Below are 15,919 nucleotides of genomic sequence, written 5' to 3'. Positions count from 1 at the left end.
GCGCTACACCGCATCCGCCGGCACGAAGCAACTGATGATGATGGCGCCGCGGTGACGGACGTACCACACAACGGCCTGACCGACCGGATTGCCGCGGTCGCGGATGATGGCGCGCTCGGGCACCTCCATCCATTGTCCCTCGATCGGCACCCAATAGGCGCCGCTGCGCACGTCGTACTCCGTGCGATGGCCGTCGGAGACGTCACAGCAGGGCACGCCGTTCGGTGCGATCACGCTCTTGAACCAGGCGCGGATGTCGGGCGGGACGTGATCGTATTGCCCGTTGTCGAACGCGAACGCGGCGCTCGTCAGCGTGGCCAGCCAAACGCACAGTGCGAGCCTGTGCATGCGATCCTCCTCATCGCGTGTCGTGCCGTTGGCGCGCGATTATCCCGCGCGTCGATTCGGACATCGACGCAATTAAGCCCGAGCCGTCAGTGTAATGCATGCTCAAATAATATGCGGGCTAGACGGCCGTTGATGCGATGCAAAATCAGCGGCGCGCAGATTCGATCGTTTGCTGCGGCGCGGCTTGCAGAAATTGCTGGACCTGCTCGCTGTAGAATTTGGCGTTCCCGGTGGTGCCGTGGCCGCGCGTCTCGGTGCTTGCCGGAATGAGATACAGTTTGCTGTTCTTGACCCGCGTCATCGCAGCGTCCGTGATGCCGGTCTCAGGCGGGTTGCGTTCGTCGTCGGCTGAATTGATCAGCAGCAGCGGCGCTTCGATGGCCTCCAGCTTCTCGCCGGCATTGTAGTTATGCGAAGACTCCCACTGGTAGACGAAGTCGTTGGCATCTGCCGTGATCGGCATGGCCAGCCGCTCGTCGACGATCTTGTCGGCCTTCGCCGCCGTCGGCGCCTGCGATTGATAGGCCAGCGTTCCACCGATGCTCGCGATGCCGTAGGCGGTGATGGCGTATTTCATCATGCGCGGCTGGCTGGTGTAATTCCCGCCGTTGTAGTCGGGGTCGCTGCGGATGGTGTCGAGCATGATCCGCCGCAGCATCCAGTTTCGGGATGCCATCTCGGTCGGCTGCGAGGCCATCGGGATCAGCGCGTCCATCGCCTTCGGATATTTCTCGCCCCACAACCAGGTGTGCATGCCGCCCATCGAATTGCCGATGACGAGCCGCAGATGCTTGACCCCGAGCCCTTCCGTCACCAGGCGATACTGAGCTTCGACCATGTCGTCGTAATCGTATTTCGGGAAGCTCGTCTTCATCCCGTCGGACGGTTTTGACGATTTGCCATGGCCGATGTTGTCGGGGATGATGATGTAATATTTGGAGGCATCCAGTGGCTGCCCCGCGCCGAACAGCTCGCCGCCGAAGGCCGGCGACAGCATGCTCGCGCCCGAGCCGCCGGTGCCGTGCAGCACAAGGACCGGCTGGCCGCTCGGCTCCCCCACGATGGTGTAGTGCAGCTTCAGCTCCGGCATGGTCTCGCCGGTGTGGAACTTGAAATCCTTGGCGATCCAGTCGCCCTGCTTCGGCGCCGGATAATCGGCCGCCCATGCGGACGTCGAGATGGCCGCCAACGAGACGGACAACAGGATGGCTGACAGCGCCGCGCAGGAAGCTTTCATGTCTATTTCCCCCGTGCGGCTCTGGTCGGCGGCCGCGTTGCGGCGGAACTTAGCAGAACTGTGCGGAAGGATGTAGGATTTCGTTTTCGCCGGTCGTCCTTTGGGGGAAAGGTCAGGAGAGACTGCATGTGCCGCAACATCAAGACGCTGTTCAACTTCGAGCCGGAGGCGACCGAGGATGAGATCCACGCCAGCGCGCTCCAGTTCGTTCGAAAACTGTCCGGCTTCAACAAGCCGTCGCAGGCCAACGAGGCGGCCTTCGATCGTGCGGTGGCGGAGGTCTCGGAGGCTGCGCGAAAACTCCTGACGTCGCTGCACACCCATGCGCCGGCGCGTGATCGTGAGGTCGAAGCGGAAAAGGCCAAGGAACGTTCGCGGCTGCGGTTCGGTTAGGCGGCTCGAAGGTCCGTTCCGTGACCTGCCTCACGGTGACAACGGTCTCAGCGCGCGATGATGTTCGCCGGGCTTTTGACACCCCGGAGCACGACCATGAGCCGCCCCCTTCTTCCGCTGAAAGCAGGTGCCATCGTTTTCACGTTGCTGTGGACCGCGTGGATGACGTGGTGGAGCGGCTCGTTCTCGAGCGCGAACGTCGTGATCCTGGCCTTGTGCGGCGCAGCGGTCGGCTATCTCTGGTACCGCGCCATGCGCTGGCAGTTCGAGCGCATGGGCATGCTGCCGCGACGCGAGAATGGGACGAAATAGATTCGTCCGTCAGTCCTTGTGGCCGTGCTTCTTCTTTTTCTTCTTCTTCCTGTGATCGCCTTCGCTGTCCTCGTCTTCGTCATCGAGGGGCGCGTCGTCAGTCTCCTGCACCGCGGCTTCCAGCGCCTCGCGCTCGGCAGCCTCATGCTCGCGCTGGCGGCGGCGTTCGTCCCAGGCGTCGAACAGCTGATCGAGCCACGGCAGCACCTGTTCGATCGACGGCAACTGGCCGGGCGGACCGGCCTCGCCGCGCGGGCCCTGCGGCCCCGCCGGCCCCTGCGGTCCGACAGGTCCCTGTGCACCGGCCGCCCCGCGCGGGCCGGCTTCGCCCTGCTTGCCTTGCGGACCGCGCTTGCCCAGCGGTCCAGGCTTTCCGATCGGGCCCGGCTTGCCCTGCGGACCTGGCTTGCCACGCGCGCCATCGGGCCCGCGCTTGCCTGGATGACCCTGCGGTCCCGGCCGCCCCGGTTCGCCCTGCCGTCCGCGCGGTCCCTGAGGTCCCTGCCGTTTTTGTTCGTCTGCCACGCCGCTGCTCCCTTGACCGGAAGCAAGTAATTAGCGGCGTTTTGACGACAGCAGCAATTCCACTCGGACAGCGCGCCGGCTGGATCAACATCAATCGGCGGCACGTCGCGCGCTAGTCGTGATAGGCCGGCACCTCGATGCCGGAGGCGGCGTAGAGCCTGATCTTGTTGCGCAACGTGCGCACCGAGAGGCCGAGCACGCGTGAGGCGCGCGTGCGATTGCCGTCGCAGCGGGCGAGCGTCTGCAGCACGAGCTCACGCTCGACCTCGTCGACGGTCGCGCCGATCAGCAGCGGAACGATCTGGTTCGGTGAAAGGACATACGCGCCCGGTTCGGACGCAGCGACATGAACAGTGGTCATCGACACACTCCCCGATCAACGCCCGCTTCCGTCTTTGGAAGCGGATCGAGAACAAACGACCCCCAAGCCGTAGATCTACGGTGGGCGGGTTTGGTTAACGAAAGGTTAACAGCGGGCGATCGCACGAATTGACCTTGGGAATGCCGCCGCGCCGCCGCGATTGGCACGGATTGCATATTCCTGCGAGCATACCCCGCAAAGCAGGCATCCCTCCCGCTCACACCGTCCGGTATCCGCCATCCACCATCACGATCGTTCCCGTGACGTAGGCCGACATGTCCGACGCAAGGAAGATCGCGGGACCCACGATGTCCTCGGGCTTGCCGGTGCGCGCCAGCGGGGTGTGATCGACGAAAGCCTGCACCAGCGCCGGATTGGTCGCACGCACATTGGCGTTGATGTTAGTCTCGATGAAGCCCGGCCCGATTGCATTGACGCGCACGCCCTCCTTGCCGAGCTCGACCGCGAGCGCCTTGGTGAAGCCGAGCACGCCGTGTTTCGAGGTGGTGTAGGCCGCCGAGCTCGGCGTGCGCAGATGCACGAAGGACTGGATCGATCCGATATTGACGATGCGGCCCTTGGCTGCTCGCAAGGGCGCGAGGAACGCCTGCGTCATGTTGAAGACGCCGTTGAGGTTGAGCGAGATGATGTCGTTCCAGTCCTTTGCCACCGTTTCCGGCTCCGCGGTGAAGGCGTTGCGGCGGGTGATGCCGGCATTGTTGACGAGGATCGAGACCTGCCCGACCTTGTCGGCGACTTGCCTGGCGAGCGCGAAGCAGTCGTCGCGTCTGGTGACGTCGAGTGCAAAGCTCTCGGCCTTGCCGCCGGACTTGCGGATCCCCTCGGCGGCTTCCGCGACCGTGTCGGCGTTGACGTCGAGCAGCACCACCTGCGCGCCCTCGCGGGCGTAGCCGGCCGCGATGGCCCGGCCGATGCCCGAACCGGCGCCCGTGATGACGGCGATATGGTTTGCGAGCAATGCCATGACAATTTCCTCCCGATTTCTTTTCGAAGTTTCATGAAAGGCTAACTCGAAATTAAGGGGTCGGAAACGGCGCCCTTGGCATACTGATCTTGATTGCTAAACGTTGCGCGCATGATGGAACGGCTCGAATCCTGGAAACTCGCACTCGAACGCCTGCGGTCGGTGGACGGCGCCGATTGGGCCGAGGCCGGACGGCTGGTGGCCGAGATCGCGCGGATGAGCACCGATACCATGCTGCGTCAGGCCGCTGAGCAGGCGCTTCCTGTGCTGCGCCAGGCCGTGGACAATGACGATCACAGCGTCACGCTGGCGGCACGGCGCCGTCTCGGCGTGGTGCTCGATGTCGTTCACGACCTGACCGCGCCGCGCTTCGGGCGCCGCAATGCTGCGCCGAAAAAATTGTCCAGCGAGGATCGTGCCCGCAAGGTGCTCGGCCTGCCGCTCGCGGTGCAGCTCACCTGCGAGGACATCAATCAGGCGTATCGCCGCGCCGCCAAGGGCATGCACCCCGACCAGGGCGGCAGCGCGGAAGCGTTCATCGACCTCGCCGCCGCGCGCGACCTCCTGATCCATCCCGGCGCGTACAAGGACGCGTGAGGGCTCATGTGCTATCCTGTAGCCCGGATGAGCGAAGCGAGATCCGGGACGGGTCTAGCCCATGGTTTTGTATCGCAGAAATTTTCTTCCCGGCGGCACCTACTTTTTCACTGTAGCGCTCTTCGACCGCAGATCGACCATTTTGATTGAAAACGTTGGCGCCCTGCGTGATGCCTTCCGGGCCGCTCGCAGGGAGCGCCCGTTCGAGGTCGATGCGATCGTGATCCTTCCGGACCATTTGCATGTCGTCATGAGCCTCCCGCCGCATGACGCCGATTTCGCGGGACGTTGGCGAAGGATCAAGGGGCATTTCAGCAGCGCACTACTGCATGCGGGTATCGACGTAGCCCGCCACTCCAATGGAGAATTGGCTCTGTGGCAACGACGCTACTGGGAGCACACGGTTCGCGACGAAGATGATTTCGCCCGCCATGTGGATTACATTCACTTCAACCCCGTCAAGCATCGCTACGTCCAGCGCGTTTGTGATTGGCCACATTCGTCCTTTCACCGATATGTGCGGGCGGGATTGCTCTCGGAAGACTGGGCGGGCGATGCCGGCGGAAGCGGGATTGCTTTCGGTGAGCGAGCCGAGGGAGGCTGACCCGGAATTCCCGGATATCGCTTCGCTCATCCGGGCTACGGACGTCAGACTTGGAGTCGGACGCTGGTGCGCCCCGGACAAGATGTGAGTGGGTCCGCCAGCAGGCCAGGTTCAAAGCGGGTGCGCGGAAAGACGCGCGATTTCGGCCGAAAAACCAGCGGCGCGTCCAAAAGAAAAGGGCGGACCGCTTGCGCGATCCGCCCTTTGAAATCCGGTCTGTCGCCTCACGCCTAAAGCGTGCAGCGGCGCTCCGCGCGAAGCTTGATCTGGAGCTCCGAGGCGGCCGTGAAGGTCGGGAGCGGCTTGCTGACGACCTTGTAGGTCGACACGCCCCACTGGAACGGCTTGTACTTGAGGTCCTCGTTCCAGACCTGGCAAATGCCGGTGTTGTCCCAGCGGATCACGTAATAGCCGACTGCCGCAGAGGCCGGCACGGCGAACACGGAGGTGGCGATGCCGGCAACGGCACAAAGGGCGAGAACGCGACGCATGAAATATCTCCTGATGGGAACGTGAGAGGAAACTGGTGCGGCAAATCTGCGTGGCTGGCAAGCGGGGCGGCGACCGTTCACGGATATGTCAGCCGTTGGTCGGCTGTTCGGACGACCCTTATCCCTTGACTATCGCCTGACGATCACACGTCTAACTCTTGGCCAGCGACGCCACCGCCTCGATCTCGATCAGCATCTTCGGATCGGGCAGTGCGTGGACCACGCAGGTGGTGCGGGCAGGGTAAGGCGGCGGGCCGAAGGCGCCGGCATAGAGCGCGTTCATGGCGGCCACGTCGGAGGCGCGGGTCAGCAGCACGTTGACCTTGACGAGATCGCGGATCTCGGCGCCGGCCTCCGCCAGCACGCGCTTGATGTTGATGGCGACATTGGCGAACTGCGCCTCGAAGCCGTCGGGCAGCGCGCCGTTCGCGTCGAAGCCGGGAATGCCGGAGACGAACAGGAGATCGCCTGCGCGCGTGGCAAAGGACAGCGGCGGCGCCTTGACGTGCGGCGGGGGCGCGAAATGCTGGATCGGCATGGGATCACCTCGGATGGAGGGCTGGAAGCGCAAGCGTAGCGGCAGGCCGGGGCGCCTCCAACAAAAAACGCGAAAACAACCCCATGCACAGTAGGCATCCAGCAGGAATCATTGAGCTTTCTTTTTCACTTCGGGAAAACAAAATAATCGTTGCCCCGTCGGGCAAAACAGGGGCAGAATGGCATGATGGCGGGTGAGCGTCTTGTCGCGCCAAACTGCGCCGTCATGCCCCGGCTCGACCGGGGCATCCAGTACGCCGCGGCTTTTCGGTTCACTATCGCTCTCTCTGGAATACTGGATCGCCCGGTTGAACCGGGCGATGACAGTTGAGTGTGTTGCTACAGACCGCGACTCACGCCCATCCCATCATGTTGCCGCCCCGATCCATCGGATAGATTCCGCTCGTTCGATTCGTTTCCCTCCTTGAAGAATAGCCCCCGGAGACTCCCATGAAGTTCGCATCCACCCTCCGCGCCGCGCTGGTCGGCATTGCCGCGCTTGCCGGCCTCTCGACCTCGGCTCTGGCCGACGGCGGCACCGTGGTGCTGACGATCTACAAGGCGGGCTGGATCATCGGCGGCTCCGGCGGCTCGGGCGTGCTGAACTTCCGCGGCCGCGCCTATTCGCTCTCGACCGGCGGGCTCGACTACGGCCTCGTCTTCGGCGGCTCCAAGACCGTGCTGCGCGGCCGCGTCTCCAACATCAACCGGCCCTCCGACATCGCCGGCGTCTATGGCGCCGCCGGTGCGGGCATCGCAGTGGGCCGCGGCGCGCGTGCGATCGTGCTGACCAACCAGAAGGGCGCCGTGCTCGAGCTGTCCGGCACGCAGGTCGGCCTGATGGCGAATGCGGATCTGAGCGGGCTTGCGATCACGCTGCGGTAAGGCCGATGTCGTAGGGGGAAATGGGGCGCAAGCGCCGCGCCCACCATCTCTTCCCGACAATTCCGGCCGGGGTCGCTATACTCACGATCCCAGTGACCTCGGCAAGATGGGGATCCCATGGCGAGAGAGTTGGACGGCAAGGTGGCGGCCGTGACCGGGGCTGCGTCGGGCATCGGATTGGCCAGCACCGAGGCGATGCTGGCCGCCGGCGCGCGCGTGGTGATGGTCGACCGCGCTGAGGCCGCGCTGAAGGCGCTCCGCGACAAGCACGGCGACGCGGTGATCCCGCTGCTCATCGATCTGCTGGACCCAAAAGACTGTGCAACGCTGCTGCCGCGCGTTCTGGAGCAGGCCGGCCAGCTCGATATCCTGCATGCGAATGCCGGCAAGTATGTCGGTGGCGATCTGGTCGATGCCGACACCATGGCGATCGACCGGATGCTGAACCTGAATGTCAACGTCGTGATGAAGAACGTGCATGACGTGCTGCCGCACATGATCGCGCGTGGGACCGGCGACATCATCGTCACGAGCTCGCTGGCGGCGCATTTTCCGACGCCATGGGAGCCGGTCTATGCGTCGTCCAAATGGGCGGTGAACTGCTTCGTCCAGACGGTGCGGCGCCAGGTCTTCAAGCATGGCATCCGCGTCGGCTCGATCTCGCCCGGGCCCGTCGTCAGCGCACTGCTGGCGGATTGGCCACCCGAGAAGCTGAAGGAAGCCAGGGACGCGGGAAGCCTGCTGGAGGCGAGCGACGTGGCTGAGGTCGTGATGTTCATGCTGACACGGCCGCGCGGCATGACCATTCGCGACGTGGTGATGCTGCCGACCAATTTCGATCTTTAGGGCGCCAAGCGTGCCCCGGTGAACACCGCCAATTGCGCATCGAACGCCCGCCTGAACGCGGGCCGCGCTTCGCCGCGAGCCACATAGGCGGCAATATCGGGATATTCATCCAGCAGGCCTCATGTGTTCAACCGGCGCAGCACCGTCACCATCATGAGATCGCCGGCGCTGAACGCACCGTCGAGCCAGTTGGCATCGCCGAGTTGGCGGGACAATTCACCGAGCCTGACACGGACGCGATCCTGCAGCATCGGCAGCCGCGGCGCGTACCAGCTCTTGTCGCGCTCGAACAGCATGGCCATCCCGAGCTCGACGATCGGCGGCTCCAGCGTGCTCAGCGCGGCAAACACCCACGCGATCGCGCGGGCGCGGGCGTGCGGCTCCGTCGGCAGCAGCCCGGCGTGACGCTCGGCGACATGGAGCACGATCGCGCCGGACTCGAACAGGGCGAGATCGCCGTGCTCGTAGGTCGGAATCTGCCCGAATGGATGCAGGGCGAGATGCGCGGGCGCCTTCATGTCCTCGAATGAAACCAGACGGACGTCGTAAGGCTGCCCCACCTCTTCAAGCGCCCAGCGCACCCGCATGTCGCGGGCCTGTCCGCGGCCGCGGTCGGGCGAGTTTGCGAAGGCGGTGATGGTGGGGGGCATCGGGAGGGGCTCCGGGGTTGATCGCGTTTTGCGTTCGGAGGACGAATGGAATGAGTGGATTCCGACAGGTTAATGGGTTTTCGTGGACCCCGTAGCCCCATGAGCGATAGCGATATGCGGGGCAGCTGCGGGCCCCGGATGTCGCTGTCGCTCATCCGGGCTACAAGAAAATCCCGCGGCCACTGTCGGATCGTTGCCCCTGCCTCGTCCTTGGAACACTGGCACCCTGCGGCGCGTCCAGCCGAGGCGAAAGGATACACGTTAATGACATCCATCACGCCGTTTCTCTGGTTCGACAACAACGTGCCGGAGGCCGTCGCCTTCTACAAATCGGTGTTCCCCAACGCCAAGGTCGAGACCGTCAGCGACTTCATGGCGGTGTTCGAGCTCGAAGGCCAGCGCTTCAACGCGCTCAACGGGGGCCCGCAATACAAGTTCAACGAAGCGGTGTCGTTCTTCATCAGCGTGGAGACGCAGGCGGAAGTCGATTATTTCTGGGACAGGCTCACCGCCGACGGCGGCGAGGAGTCCCGCTGCGGCTGGCTCAAGGACAAGTTCGGCCTGTCCTGGCAGGTGATCCCATCAGCGCTCGGCCGCTACCTCGGCGACCCCGACCGCAGCAAGGCGAACCGCGTCATGCAGGCGATGATGCAGATGAGAAAGATTGTGATTGTGGATCTGGATAGGGCGTATGCGGGGTGAACTTGTCGCGGGATACGTTGCCTATTAGGCAGCGTCGTCCCGGCGAAGGCCGGGACCCATACCGCGGAATCCATCGATTACGAATGGTCACTGTACCGGACCTCGAGTCCCCGCCAAACCACTCCCTGGGGTTATGGGTCCCGGCCTTCGCCGGGACGACGCCTGAGGGGGCGAGCGCTATCGCAAATTCACGCTACGCCGCGATCCACGCCGCAAGCTCGCGCCACGGCTCCAGCGTCCAATGCCCTGACGCAGCACCCGACGGCGAGGGCAGGACGAAAATCTCCGGCAAACTCTCACCGCGTGGCTGCCGCCCCAGCGCAATCACGCTCGACGGCGTGCCGTAAAACAAGCTCGCGGCCTTCTTGCTCGTGAACGCAATTGTCCGCGGTCGATACTTCTCGATCTTGGCCCTGAACCCCGGCACGTCGATTGTCTCAGCCGCGATCTGGTGATCCATCCCGGCGCCCGACTTGGAGAGATCGGTGAAGCCGATCCCGAGCTCCAGCAGCGCCGCAAACTCGCCTGGCTGATAGCGCCGCGGCGTGATCCCGGCCTCATGAATCGCGCGCCAGAAGCGGTTGCCGGGATGGGCGTAGTAATGCCCGAGTTGGGCCGAGCGCGTGCTGGCGGCAGTGCCGACGAAGACGAGGCGGAGGTTGGGACGGAGCTGGTCGGGGAGGCGGTGAGGGGATGTATCGGGCACGTCAATTATCCGCGGCTGTAGCCCGCATGAACGGAGTGATATGCGGGGCGGCAAAGACCCGGATGTCGCTGCGCTCATCCGGGCTACGCTTGCCCGCGCTAGTCCGATTTGCGCGTCACACGCACCGCCCGAGCCGCATCTAACTCATAAACTCCGTCGGTGCAGTGGTCTGTCAAAAGATCGAGGCTGAATGATACCCAAGAGTCTCCAATTGCAGACCATGCTTCGCCGGTAAGTTTGGTTTCGTGGACATTGATACTGCGGAAGCTATCCCACGAAATCCGCGGACTAATCCATCACAGGTCATCTGACCGAACCGCGCTAAAATCGACCAACCCTTGGAAAACCACCAGTCCAAGAGCCGGTACCGCAATCACTTGTCCGGTGTCACTTGCAATGTGATCTCTAACTGCACGGTCTTCCGGATCGATAATGCAGGTGTCGCCACACGCGACAACGATCACGTCCCTTCCGTTGGGATGATCGAGCACAGTGGTGCAATCGAAGATGCCTCCCACGAAATTGCCGATCCATGGATCGGAACCCTTGGGATAGAAGCGGACAACCAAACCTTCCCGAAATTCGCGCTCACCGTGTCCGGTCAAAGAGATGGCCGGAGGTCCGTACGGTGGTAGTCTTGGTAGTATTTCAGACCGCATGGGCCGTTCGCATTGCGTTTCCAACTTTGGGGGCGACGATCGTCGCCCCCAAAGTTCGCACGGGCCCGCTCACAACACCCGATTGCTCTCCTTCACCTTCTCCGCATCCAGATACAAGTTCTCGCCCATCTCCTTGAACTTCGCGCTCATCTTAGCCATGCCGTCCTCGGCAGTCCCGCTCATCGACATGCCCACGCCGTTCGGGTCGTTCAGCGTCGCCGCATAATCCCGCACGTCCTGGGTGATCTTCATCGAGCAGAACTTCGGGCCGCACATCGAACAGAAATGCGCGACCTTGTGGGCTTCCTTGGGCAGGGTCTCGTCGTGGAAGTTCTTCGCGGTGTCGGGGTCGAGGCCGAGGTTGAACTGGTCGCTCCAGCGGAAGTCGAAACGGGCGCGGGACAGGGCGTCGTCGCGCAGCTGGGCTGCCGGGTGGCCCTTGGCGAGGTCGCTCGCGTGGGCGGCGATCTTGTAGGTGATGACGCCGACCTTAACGTCGTTGCGATCGGGCAGGCCGAGATGCTCCTTCGGGGTGACGTAGCAGAGCATGGCGCAGCCGAACCAGCCGATCATGGCGGCACCGATGCCCGAGGTGATGTGGTCGTAGCCCGGCGCGATGTCGGTGGTCAGGGGCCCGAGGGTGTAGAACGGCGCTTCGCCGCACTCCTTGAGCTGCTTGTCCATGTTGATCTTGATCTTGTGCATCGGCACGTGGCCGGGGCCTTCGATCATGACCTGGCAGCCCTTGTCCCACGCGATCTTGGTGAGTTCTCCGAGCGTCTCCAATTCGGCGAATTGCGCGCGGTCGTTGGCGTCCGCAATCGAGCCCGGACGCAGGCCGTCGCCGAGCGAGAACGAGACGTCATACTTGCGCATGAGGTCGCAGATCTCGTCGAAATGGGTGTAGAGGAAGCTTTCCTTGTGATGCGCCAGGCACCACTTCGCCATGATCGATCCGCCGCGGCTGACGATCCCGGTGACGCGGTTGGCGGTGAGGTGGATGTATTGCAGGCGCACGCCGGCGTGGATGGTGAAATAGTCGACGCCCTGCTCGCACTGCTCGATCAGCGTGTCCTTGTAGAGTTCCCAGGTCAGCTTGACCGGATCACCGTCGCACTTCTCCAGCGCCTGATAGATCGGAACGGTGCCGATCGGCACCGGCGCGTTGCGCAGAATCCATTCGCGGGTGGTGTGGATGTTGCGGCCCGTCGAGAGGTCCATCACGGTGTCGGCGCCCCAGCGGATCGCCCACACCATCTTCTCGACCTCTTCCTCGACGGATGACGTCACCGCCGAGTTGCCGATATTGGCGTTGATCTTGGTCAGGAAGTTGCGGCCGATGATCATCGGCTCGAGCTCGGCATGGTTGATGTTGCAGGGAATGATGGCGCGTCCCCGTGCGATCTCGCTGCGCACGAACTCCGGGGTGATGAAGGCGGGGACTTGGGCGCCAAAGCTTTCGCCGTCGGCAAGCGCTGCCTCGGCGCGCTCGAGCTGCTCCTTGCGGCCGAGATTTTCACGCGCGGCGACGTAGATCATCTCCTTGGTGATGATGCCGGCGCGGGCGAATTCGAGCTGGGTGATTTTGTGGCCGTCGAGGCCGCGCAGCGGCTGGTGATAGGCCGAGAAGGCACGCGCGGCCTTGTCGGTGGAGACGCTGCCATTGTCCTCCGGCTTGATCTGCCGGCCCTGATATTCCTCGACGCCGCCGCGCTCCAGCACCCAGGCCTTGCGGCCGCGCGCGAGGCCGGCGTTGACATCGATGGTCACGCTCGGGTCGGTGTAGGGACCGGAGGTGTCATAGACGGGCAGGTTCGGCTCGCCGGCGCCTTCAGAGAGGATGATCTCGCGCAGCGGCACGCGCAGGTCAGGCGCGGCGTCGGGCGAGGCGAAGATTTTTCGCGACGAGGGCAGCGGGCCGGTGGTGACGGCGGGGACGGTCTTGTCGGGGTTGGAGCGGATGTTCATGGGATCCTCCGGTTTAATTCGTTGATGTCGCTGTGCGAGAGGCAAATACCGCTGTCATCCCCGCCTAGTGCGCAATTGCGCACGGGAGCGGGGATCCAGTACTCCGAGACGGTGCGGCTGAAGCCGAGAAGCCGCGGCGTACTGGATCGCCCGGTCAAGCCGGGCGATGACAGTGGCGTGCGGGGTGAGAGAGTGAGGCGCATCACGCCGCCTCCGCGGACAGGCCGAGCCATTGCCGCACCCGCGCATCCGGGTCGGCATTTTGCGTGACGTCGGAAACGACGGCGATGGAATCCGCGCCCGCGGCAAAGATCTCCGCGGCGTGCTCGAACTTGATGCCGCCGATCGCGACCAGCGGGATATTGCCGATGCGCTTCTTCCATTCCGTGATCTTTGGAATGCCTTGGGGTTCGAAGCGCATCGATTTGAGCGTGGTGAAGAAGATCGGGCCCAGCGCGACATAGTCGGGCTCGGCGGCGAGCGCGGTGTCCAGCTCGGCATCGTCGTGGGTGGAGACGCCGAGCGACAGGCCGGCCTCGCGGATGGCAGCGAGGTCTGCGTCGGCAAGATCCTCCTGGCCGAGATGCAGATACTTTGCACCGGCGACGATCGCGGCGCGCCAATAGTCGTTGACGACGAGCTTGGCTTGCGTGCCCGCGGTGATCGCCAGCGCATCGGTGACCATCTGCAGCGACTGGGAGTCGTCGAGGTCCTTTGCGCGCAGCTGGATGGTGCCGACGCCGAGCTTGGTCAGGCGCTCGACCCAGGCGAGGCTGTCGACGACGGGATAAAAGCGATCAGGATACGGCATGCCAGAACGGTGTCCCAACGACAGGGGTGGAGGGGGAAGCGAAATCGCGGGCGTTCATCAGCCCGGCCTCAAAAGCGGTGCGTCCGGCCTCGATCCCGAGGCGGAAGGCGTTGGCCATGGCGACGGGATCGGCGGCTTTTGCGATGGCGGTGTTGAGCAGCACGGCGTCGTAGCCGAGCTCGAGCGCCTGCGCCGCATGCGAGGGCGCACCGATGCCGGCGTCGACCACCAGGGTGATATCAGGCAGCCGCTCGCGCATCAGCTTGAGCGCGTCACGGTTGGTAATGCCTTTCGCGCTGCCGATCGGCGCCGCCCACGGCATCACCACCTTGCAGCCGGCATCGACCAGGCGGTTCGCGATCGAGAGATCCTCGGTGCAATAGGGGAACACCTCAAAACCGTCCTTGATCAGGATGGTCGCGGCTTCGACCAGGCCGACCACGTCGGGCTGCAGCGTGTCGTTGTCGGCGATGACTTCGAGCTTGATCCAGCTCGTGCCGAATAGTTCGCGCGCGAGCTTGGCCGTCGTCACCGCCTCGCGCACGCTGCGGCAGCCGGCGGTGTTCGGCAGCACGGTGACGTCGAGCTCGCGGATCAGATTCCAGAACGCATCGCCGGTCTTGCCACCAGCGGATTCGCGCCGCAGCGACACCGTGACGATGTTCGAGCCCGAGGCGCGGATCGCCGACTGCATGATCGCAGGCGAGGGATAGAGCGCGCTGCCGATCAGGAGGCGGGAGGGGAAGGTTTTGCCGTAGAAGGTCACCATGGGGTGTCTCTCCAAATGACACTGTCATCCCCGCCTAGTGCGCAAATTGCGCACGGGGGGCGGGGATCCAGTATTCCAGAGGCGGTGCGGTTAGAACCGAGACGCCGCGGCGTACTGGATCGCCCGGTCGAGCCGGGCGATGACAGCGGAGTGTACGGCGAGCGCATCCCCGTCACCCTCCCTGCCGCGGCGTGATGATCTCGATCTCGTCGCCGGCCTTCAGCGCCGTCTCGGCCCAGCGGCTCTTCGGCACGACGTCATAGTTGAGTGCGATCGCGAAATGGGTGCCCTCGTAGTCAAGCTCGGCGAGCAGCGCATCGACGCTGGCCGAGTTTACCTCGCGATGCTCACCGTTCACGATCACGCGCATTGCATCACCTCATTGTCGATCTGGCCGCGCTCGACAAAGCTCAGCGTCAGCTCGGCAAGCGCCGGCGCGAGCAGGAAGCCGTGGCGGTAGAGGCCGTTCACGCTGATCGTGTTGCCGCGAATGCCGATGCGCGGCAGATTGTCGGGAAAAGCGGGGCGCAGGCCGGAGCCGAATTCGACGATGCGGGCCTCGCCGAAGGCGGGATGCACGGCATAGGCCGCGCCCAACAGCTCCAGCGCCGAGCGGACGCTGACGCCGGTGTCCTCGGCCTCGATCGAGGTCGCGCCGAGCATGAACAGATTGTCCTCGCGCGGGATCACATAGAGCGGCCAGCGCGGATGGATCAGCCGCACCGGCCGCGCAAGCTGCACCTCGCTGGTCTCGATCAGGATCATCTCGCCCTTGACGCCGCGCAAGCCAGGCTGCTCGTCGCGCGCAGCAAGGCCGCGGCAGTCGATCACGATGCCTTTAGGATCAAGTTTTGCGAGTTCGGCCGGGGCGACATCGCTTTCGAATTTGATGGTGCCGCCGGCGGCGCGGATGCGCTCGTGCAGTTTCGGCAGCACGCGGCGCGGCTCGACATGACCCTCGGTCGGGAAGAACAACGCGTCGCGGAAGCGGCCTTCGAGCGACGGCTCGAGCTCGGCAAGGCCGGCGGCATCGAGCCGGCGATGGCCTTCGGTCATCCGGGCGAAACGTTCGAAATCGTTGCGCTCGCGCGGGTGGGCAACGACCAGCGAACCGTTGAAAGGCGTGTCGGGCAATTCGCGCCGCCAGATGTCGAGCGAGCGCAGGCCGAGCCTGGAGATGATCGGTTCGGAAACTTCCGCCTCGCAATAGGGCGCGAGCATGCCGCCGGCCCAATGGCTGGTGGCATCGGTCATGTCGGCCTCACCGCGCTCGTGCAAGGTGACGGCGTGGCCGGCCTGCGCGAACAGCAAGGCCTGCCAGGCGCCTGCGATGCCTGCGCCGATGATGGATACCGGGGAATCCGGTCGCTTGGTCGTCTGCAACATCCCTGTCCCTTCGCCGGCATGACCCGGATCAGGTTCAAAGGGTCACCGCGGTCCTGGGCGGATTTGCCCATTTAGCGGTATCTCAGCTCCTCCTCGGAGCACCCCTCGGAACGGCTCTAATGTATGCCAGCAGGGCAGGGTGGTCAA

General features: G+C 64.2%; 21 protein-coding genes, 1 pseudogene and 1 riboswitch. Of the genes and pseudogenes, 7 read left to right on the top strand and 15 right to left on the bottom strand.

Features of this window, described 5'->3' with window-relative positions; genetic code table 11:
• Window positions 1–3 precede the first annotated feature (3 nt).
• Complete coding sequence (locus IVB19_RS29530) at window positions 4–348, bottom strand: hypothetical protein (RefSeq protein ID WP_018454137.1); 345 nt, start codon at window positions 346–348, stop codon at window positions 4–6.
• 145 nt (window positions 349–493) lie between these two features.
• On the bottom strand, window positions 494–1,585 hold the full coding sequence (locus IVB19_RS29525) for an alpha/beta fold hydrolase (RefSeq protein ID WP_247820458.1): 1,092 nt from the start codon (window positions 1,583–1,585) through the stop codon (window positions 494–496).
• Window positions 1,586–1,711: 126 nt separating this feature from the next.
• On the opposite strand from IVB19_RS29525, the gene IVB19_RS29520 reads away from it, so the two are divergent.
• Window positions 1,712–1,978 carry a DUF2277 domain-containing protein gene (locus tag IVB19_RS29520; protein ID WP_018454139.1) on the top strand — a complete coding sequence of 89 codons (267 nt, stop codon included), beginning with the start codon at window positions 1,712–1,714 and terminating at the stop codon, window positions 1,976–1,978.
• A gap of 96 nt (window positions 1,979–2,074) precedes the next feature.
• Window positions 2,075–2,290 carry a hypothetical protein gene (locus IVB19_RS29515; protein WP_018454140.1) on the top strand — a complete coding sequence of 72 codons (216 nt, stop codon included), beginning with the start codon at window positions 2,075–2,077 and terminating at the stop codon, window positions 2,288–2,290.
• A 9-nt stretch (window positions 2,291–2,299) separates the two neighbouring features.
• On the opposite strand, the gene IVB19_RS29510 is transcribed toward IVB19_RS29515, so the two are convergent.
• The 3 genes from IVB19_RS29510 to IVB19_RS29500 all read right to left on the bottom strand — a co-directional run bounded on the left by IVB19_RS29510 (window position 2,300) and on the right by IVB19_RS29500 (window position 4,161).
• Complete coding sequence (locus IVB19_RS29510) at window positions 2,300–2,815, bottom strand: collagen-like domain-containing protein (protein WP_247820457.1); 516 nt, start codon at window positions 2,813–2,815, stop codon at window positions 2,300–2,302.
• Between the two features lie 112 nt (window positions 2,816–2,927).
• On the bottom strand, window positions 2,928–3,176 hold the full coding sequence (locus IVB19_RS29505) for a helix-turn-helix domain-containing protein (protein WP_018454141.1): 249 nt from the start codon (window positions 3,174–3,176) through the stop codon (window positions 2,928–2,930).
• Window positions 3,177–3,393: 217 nt separating this feature from the next.
• A complete protein-coding gene (locus IVB19_RS29500) occupies window positions 3,394–4,161 on the bottom strand; it encodes an SDR family NAD(P)-dependent oxidoreductase (protein WP_018454142.1) in 768 nt (255 codons plus the stop codon).
• A 111-nt stretch (window positions 4,162–4,272) separates the two neighbouring features.
• Between IVB19_RS29500 and IVB19_RS29495 the strand changes: the two genes are divergently transcribed.
• Both IVB19_RS29495 and IVB19_RS29490 read left to right on the top strand, forming a co-directional pair.
• Entirely contained in the window at window positions 4,273–4,758 is a 486-nt protein-coding gene (locus tag IVB19_RS29495) for a molecular chaperone DnaJ (protein ID WP_018454143.1), read from the top strand.
• Window positions 4,759–4,819: 61 nt separating this feature from the next.
• On the top strand, window positions 4,820–5,362 hold the full coding sequence (locus tag IVB19_RS29490; protein ID WP_247475544.1) for an REP-associated tyrosine transposase: 543 nt from the start codon (window positions 4,820–4,822) through the stop codon (window positions 5,360–5,362).
• 230 nt (window positions 5,363–5,592) lie between these two features.
• On the opposite strand, the gene IVB19_RS29485 is transcribed toward IVB19_RS29490, so the two are convergent.
• Both IVB19_RS29485 and IVB19_RS29480 read right to left on the bottom strand, forming a co-directional pair.
• Window positions 5,593–5,853: a hypothetical protein gene (locus IVB19_RS29485; protein WP_007613673.1), complete on the bottom strand. Its 261-nt coding sequence runs from the start codon at window positions 5,851–5,853 to the stop codon at window positions 5,593–5,595.
• A gap of 151 nt (window positions 5,854–6,004) precedes the next feature.
• A complete protein-coding gene (locus IVB19_RS29480; protein WP_018454145.1) occupies window positions 6,005–6,391 on the bottom strand; it encodes a RidA family protein in 387 nt (128 codons plus the stop codon).
• Window positions 6,392–6,840: 449 nt separating this feature from the next.
• On the opposite strand from IVB19_RS29480, the gene IVB19_RS29475 reads away from it, so the two are divergent.
• Both IVB19_RS29475 and IVB19_RS29470 read left to right on the top strand, forming a co-directional pair.
• Window positions 6,841–7,275, top strand: coding sequence for a hypothetical protein (locus tag IVB19_RS29475; protein ID WP_018454147.1), 435 nt, complete (start codon window positions 6,841–6,843; stop codon window positions 7,273–7,275).
• A gap of 117 nt (window positions 7,276–7,392) precedes the next feature.
• The gene (locus tag IVB19_RS29470; RefSeq protein WP_026232675.1) at window positions 7,393–8,121 is read left to right on the top strand and encodes an SDR family oxidoreductase; all 729 of its coding nucleotides are present in this window, start codon (window positions 7,393–7,395) and stop codon (window positions 8,119–8,121) included.
• Here IVB19_RS29470 and IVB19_RS29465 read toward each other — a convergent pair.
• Window positions 8,118–8,771, bottom strand: a pseudogene (locus IVB19_RS29465) (glutathione S-transferase N-terminal domain-containing protein). The gene IVB19_RS29470 and the pseudogene IVB19_RS29465 sit on opposite strands and share 4 nt — an antisense overlap.
• A 264-nt stretch (window positions 8,772–9,035) precedes the next feature.
• Between IVB19_RS29465 and IVB19_RS29460 the strand changes: the two are divergent.
• Window positions 9,036–9,473, top strand: a complete 438-nt coding sequence (locus IVB19_RS29460; RefSeq protein ID WP_018454150.1) for a VOC family protein — start codon at window positions 9,036–9,038, stop codon at window positions 9,471–9,473.
• Window positions 9,474–9,666: 193 nt separating this feature from the next.
• On the opposite strand, the gene IVB19_RS29455 is transcribed toward IVB19_RS29460, so the two are convergent.
• From IVB19_RS29455 to IVB19_RS29425, 7 genes are all read right to left on the bottom strand, one after another.
• Window positions 9,667–10,179, bottom strand: coding sequence for a mismatch-specific DNA-glycosylase (locus tag IVB19_RS29455; protein WP_247820456.1), 513 nt, complete (start codon window positions 10,177–10,179; stop codon window positions 9,667–9,669).
• Between the two features lie 296 nt (window positions 10,180–10,475).
• Window positions 10,476–10,784: a hypothetical protein gene (locus IVB19_RS29450; protein ID WP_018454152.1), complete on the bottom strand. Its 309-nt coding sequence runs from the start codon at window positions 10,782–10,784 to the stop codon at window positions 10,476–10,478.
• A gap of 123 nt (window positions 10,785–10,907) precedes the next feature.
• A complete protein-coding gene (thiC, locus tag IVB19_RS29445; RefSeq protein WP_018454153.1) occupies window positions 10,908–12,806 on the bottom strand; it encodes a phosphomethylpyrimidine synthase ThiC in 1,899 nt (632 codons plus the stop codon).
• A 202-nt stretch (window positions 12,807–13,008) separates the two neighbouring features.
• Window positions 13,009–13,617 carry a thiamine phosphate synthase gene (locus IVB19_RS29440; RefSeq protein WP_018454154.1) on the bottom strand — a complete coding sequence of 203 codons (609 nt, stop codon included), beginning with the start codon at window positions 13,615–13,617 and terminating at the stop codon, window positions 13,009–13,011.
• Entirely contained in the window at window positions 13,604–14,386 is a 783-nt protein-coding gene (locus IVB19_RS29435; RefSeq protein WP_018454155.1) for a thiazole synthase, read from the bottom strand. Before IVB19_RS29435 ends, IVB19_RS29440 begins: the two co-directional genes overlap by 14 nt.
• 172 nt (window positions 14,387–14,558) lie before the next feature.
• Entirely contained in the window at window positions 14,559–14,756 is a 198-nt protein-coding gene (gene thiS, locus IVB19_RS29430; protein WP_018454156.1) for a sulfur carrier protein ThiS, read from the bottom strand.
• Window positions 14,747–15,772: an FAD-dependent oxidoreductase gene (locus IVB19_RS29425; protein ID WP_018454157.1), complete on the bottom strand. Its 1,026-nt coding sequence runs from the start codon at window positions 15,770–15,772 to the stop codon at window positions 14,747–14,749. The genes thiS and IVB19_RS29425 overlap by 10 nt, the downstream gene beginning before the upstream one ends.
• A riboswitch (TPP riboswitch) is annotated at window positions 15,760–15,888 on the bottom strand. Its footprint overlaps the gene before it by 13 nt.
• Window positions 15,889–15,919 lie beyond the last annotated feature (31 nt).

It is taken from the genome of Bradyrhizobium sp. 187, assembly GCF_023101005.1.
Taxonomy (GTDB): domain Bacteria; phylum Pseudomonadota; class Alphaproteobacteria; order Rhizobiales; family Xanthobacteraceae; genus Bradyrhizobium; species Bradyrhizobium canariense_D.
Note: the sequence above shows the minus strand (reverse complement) of the source record. Positions and strands in the feature narration are given on the sequence as shown.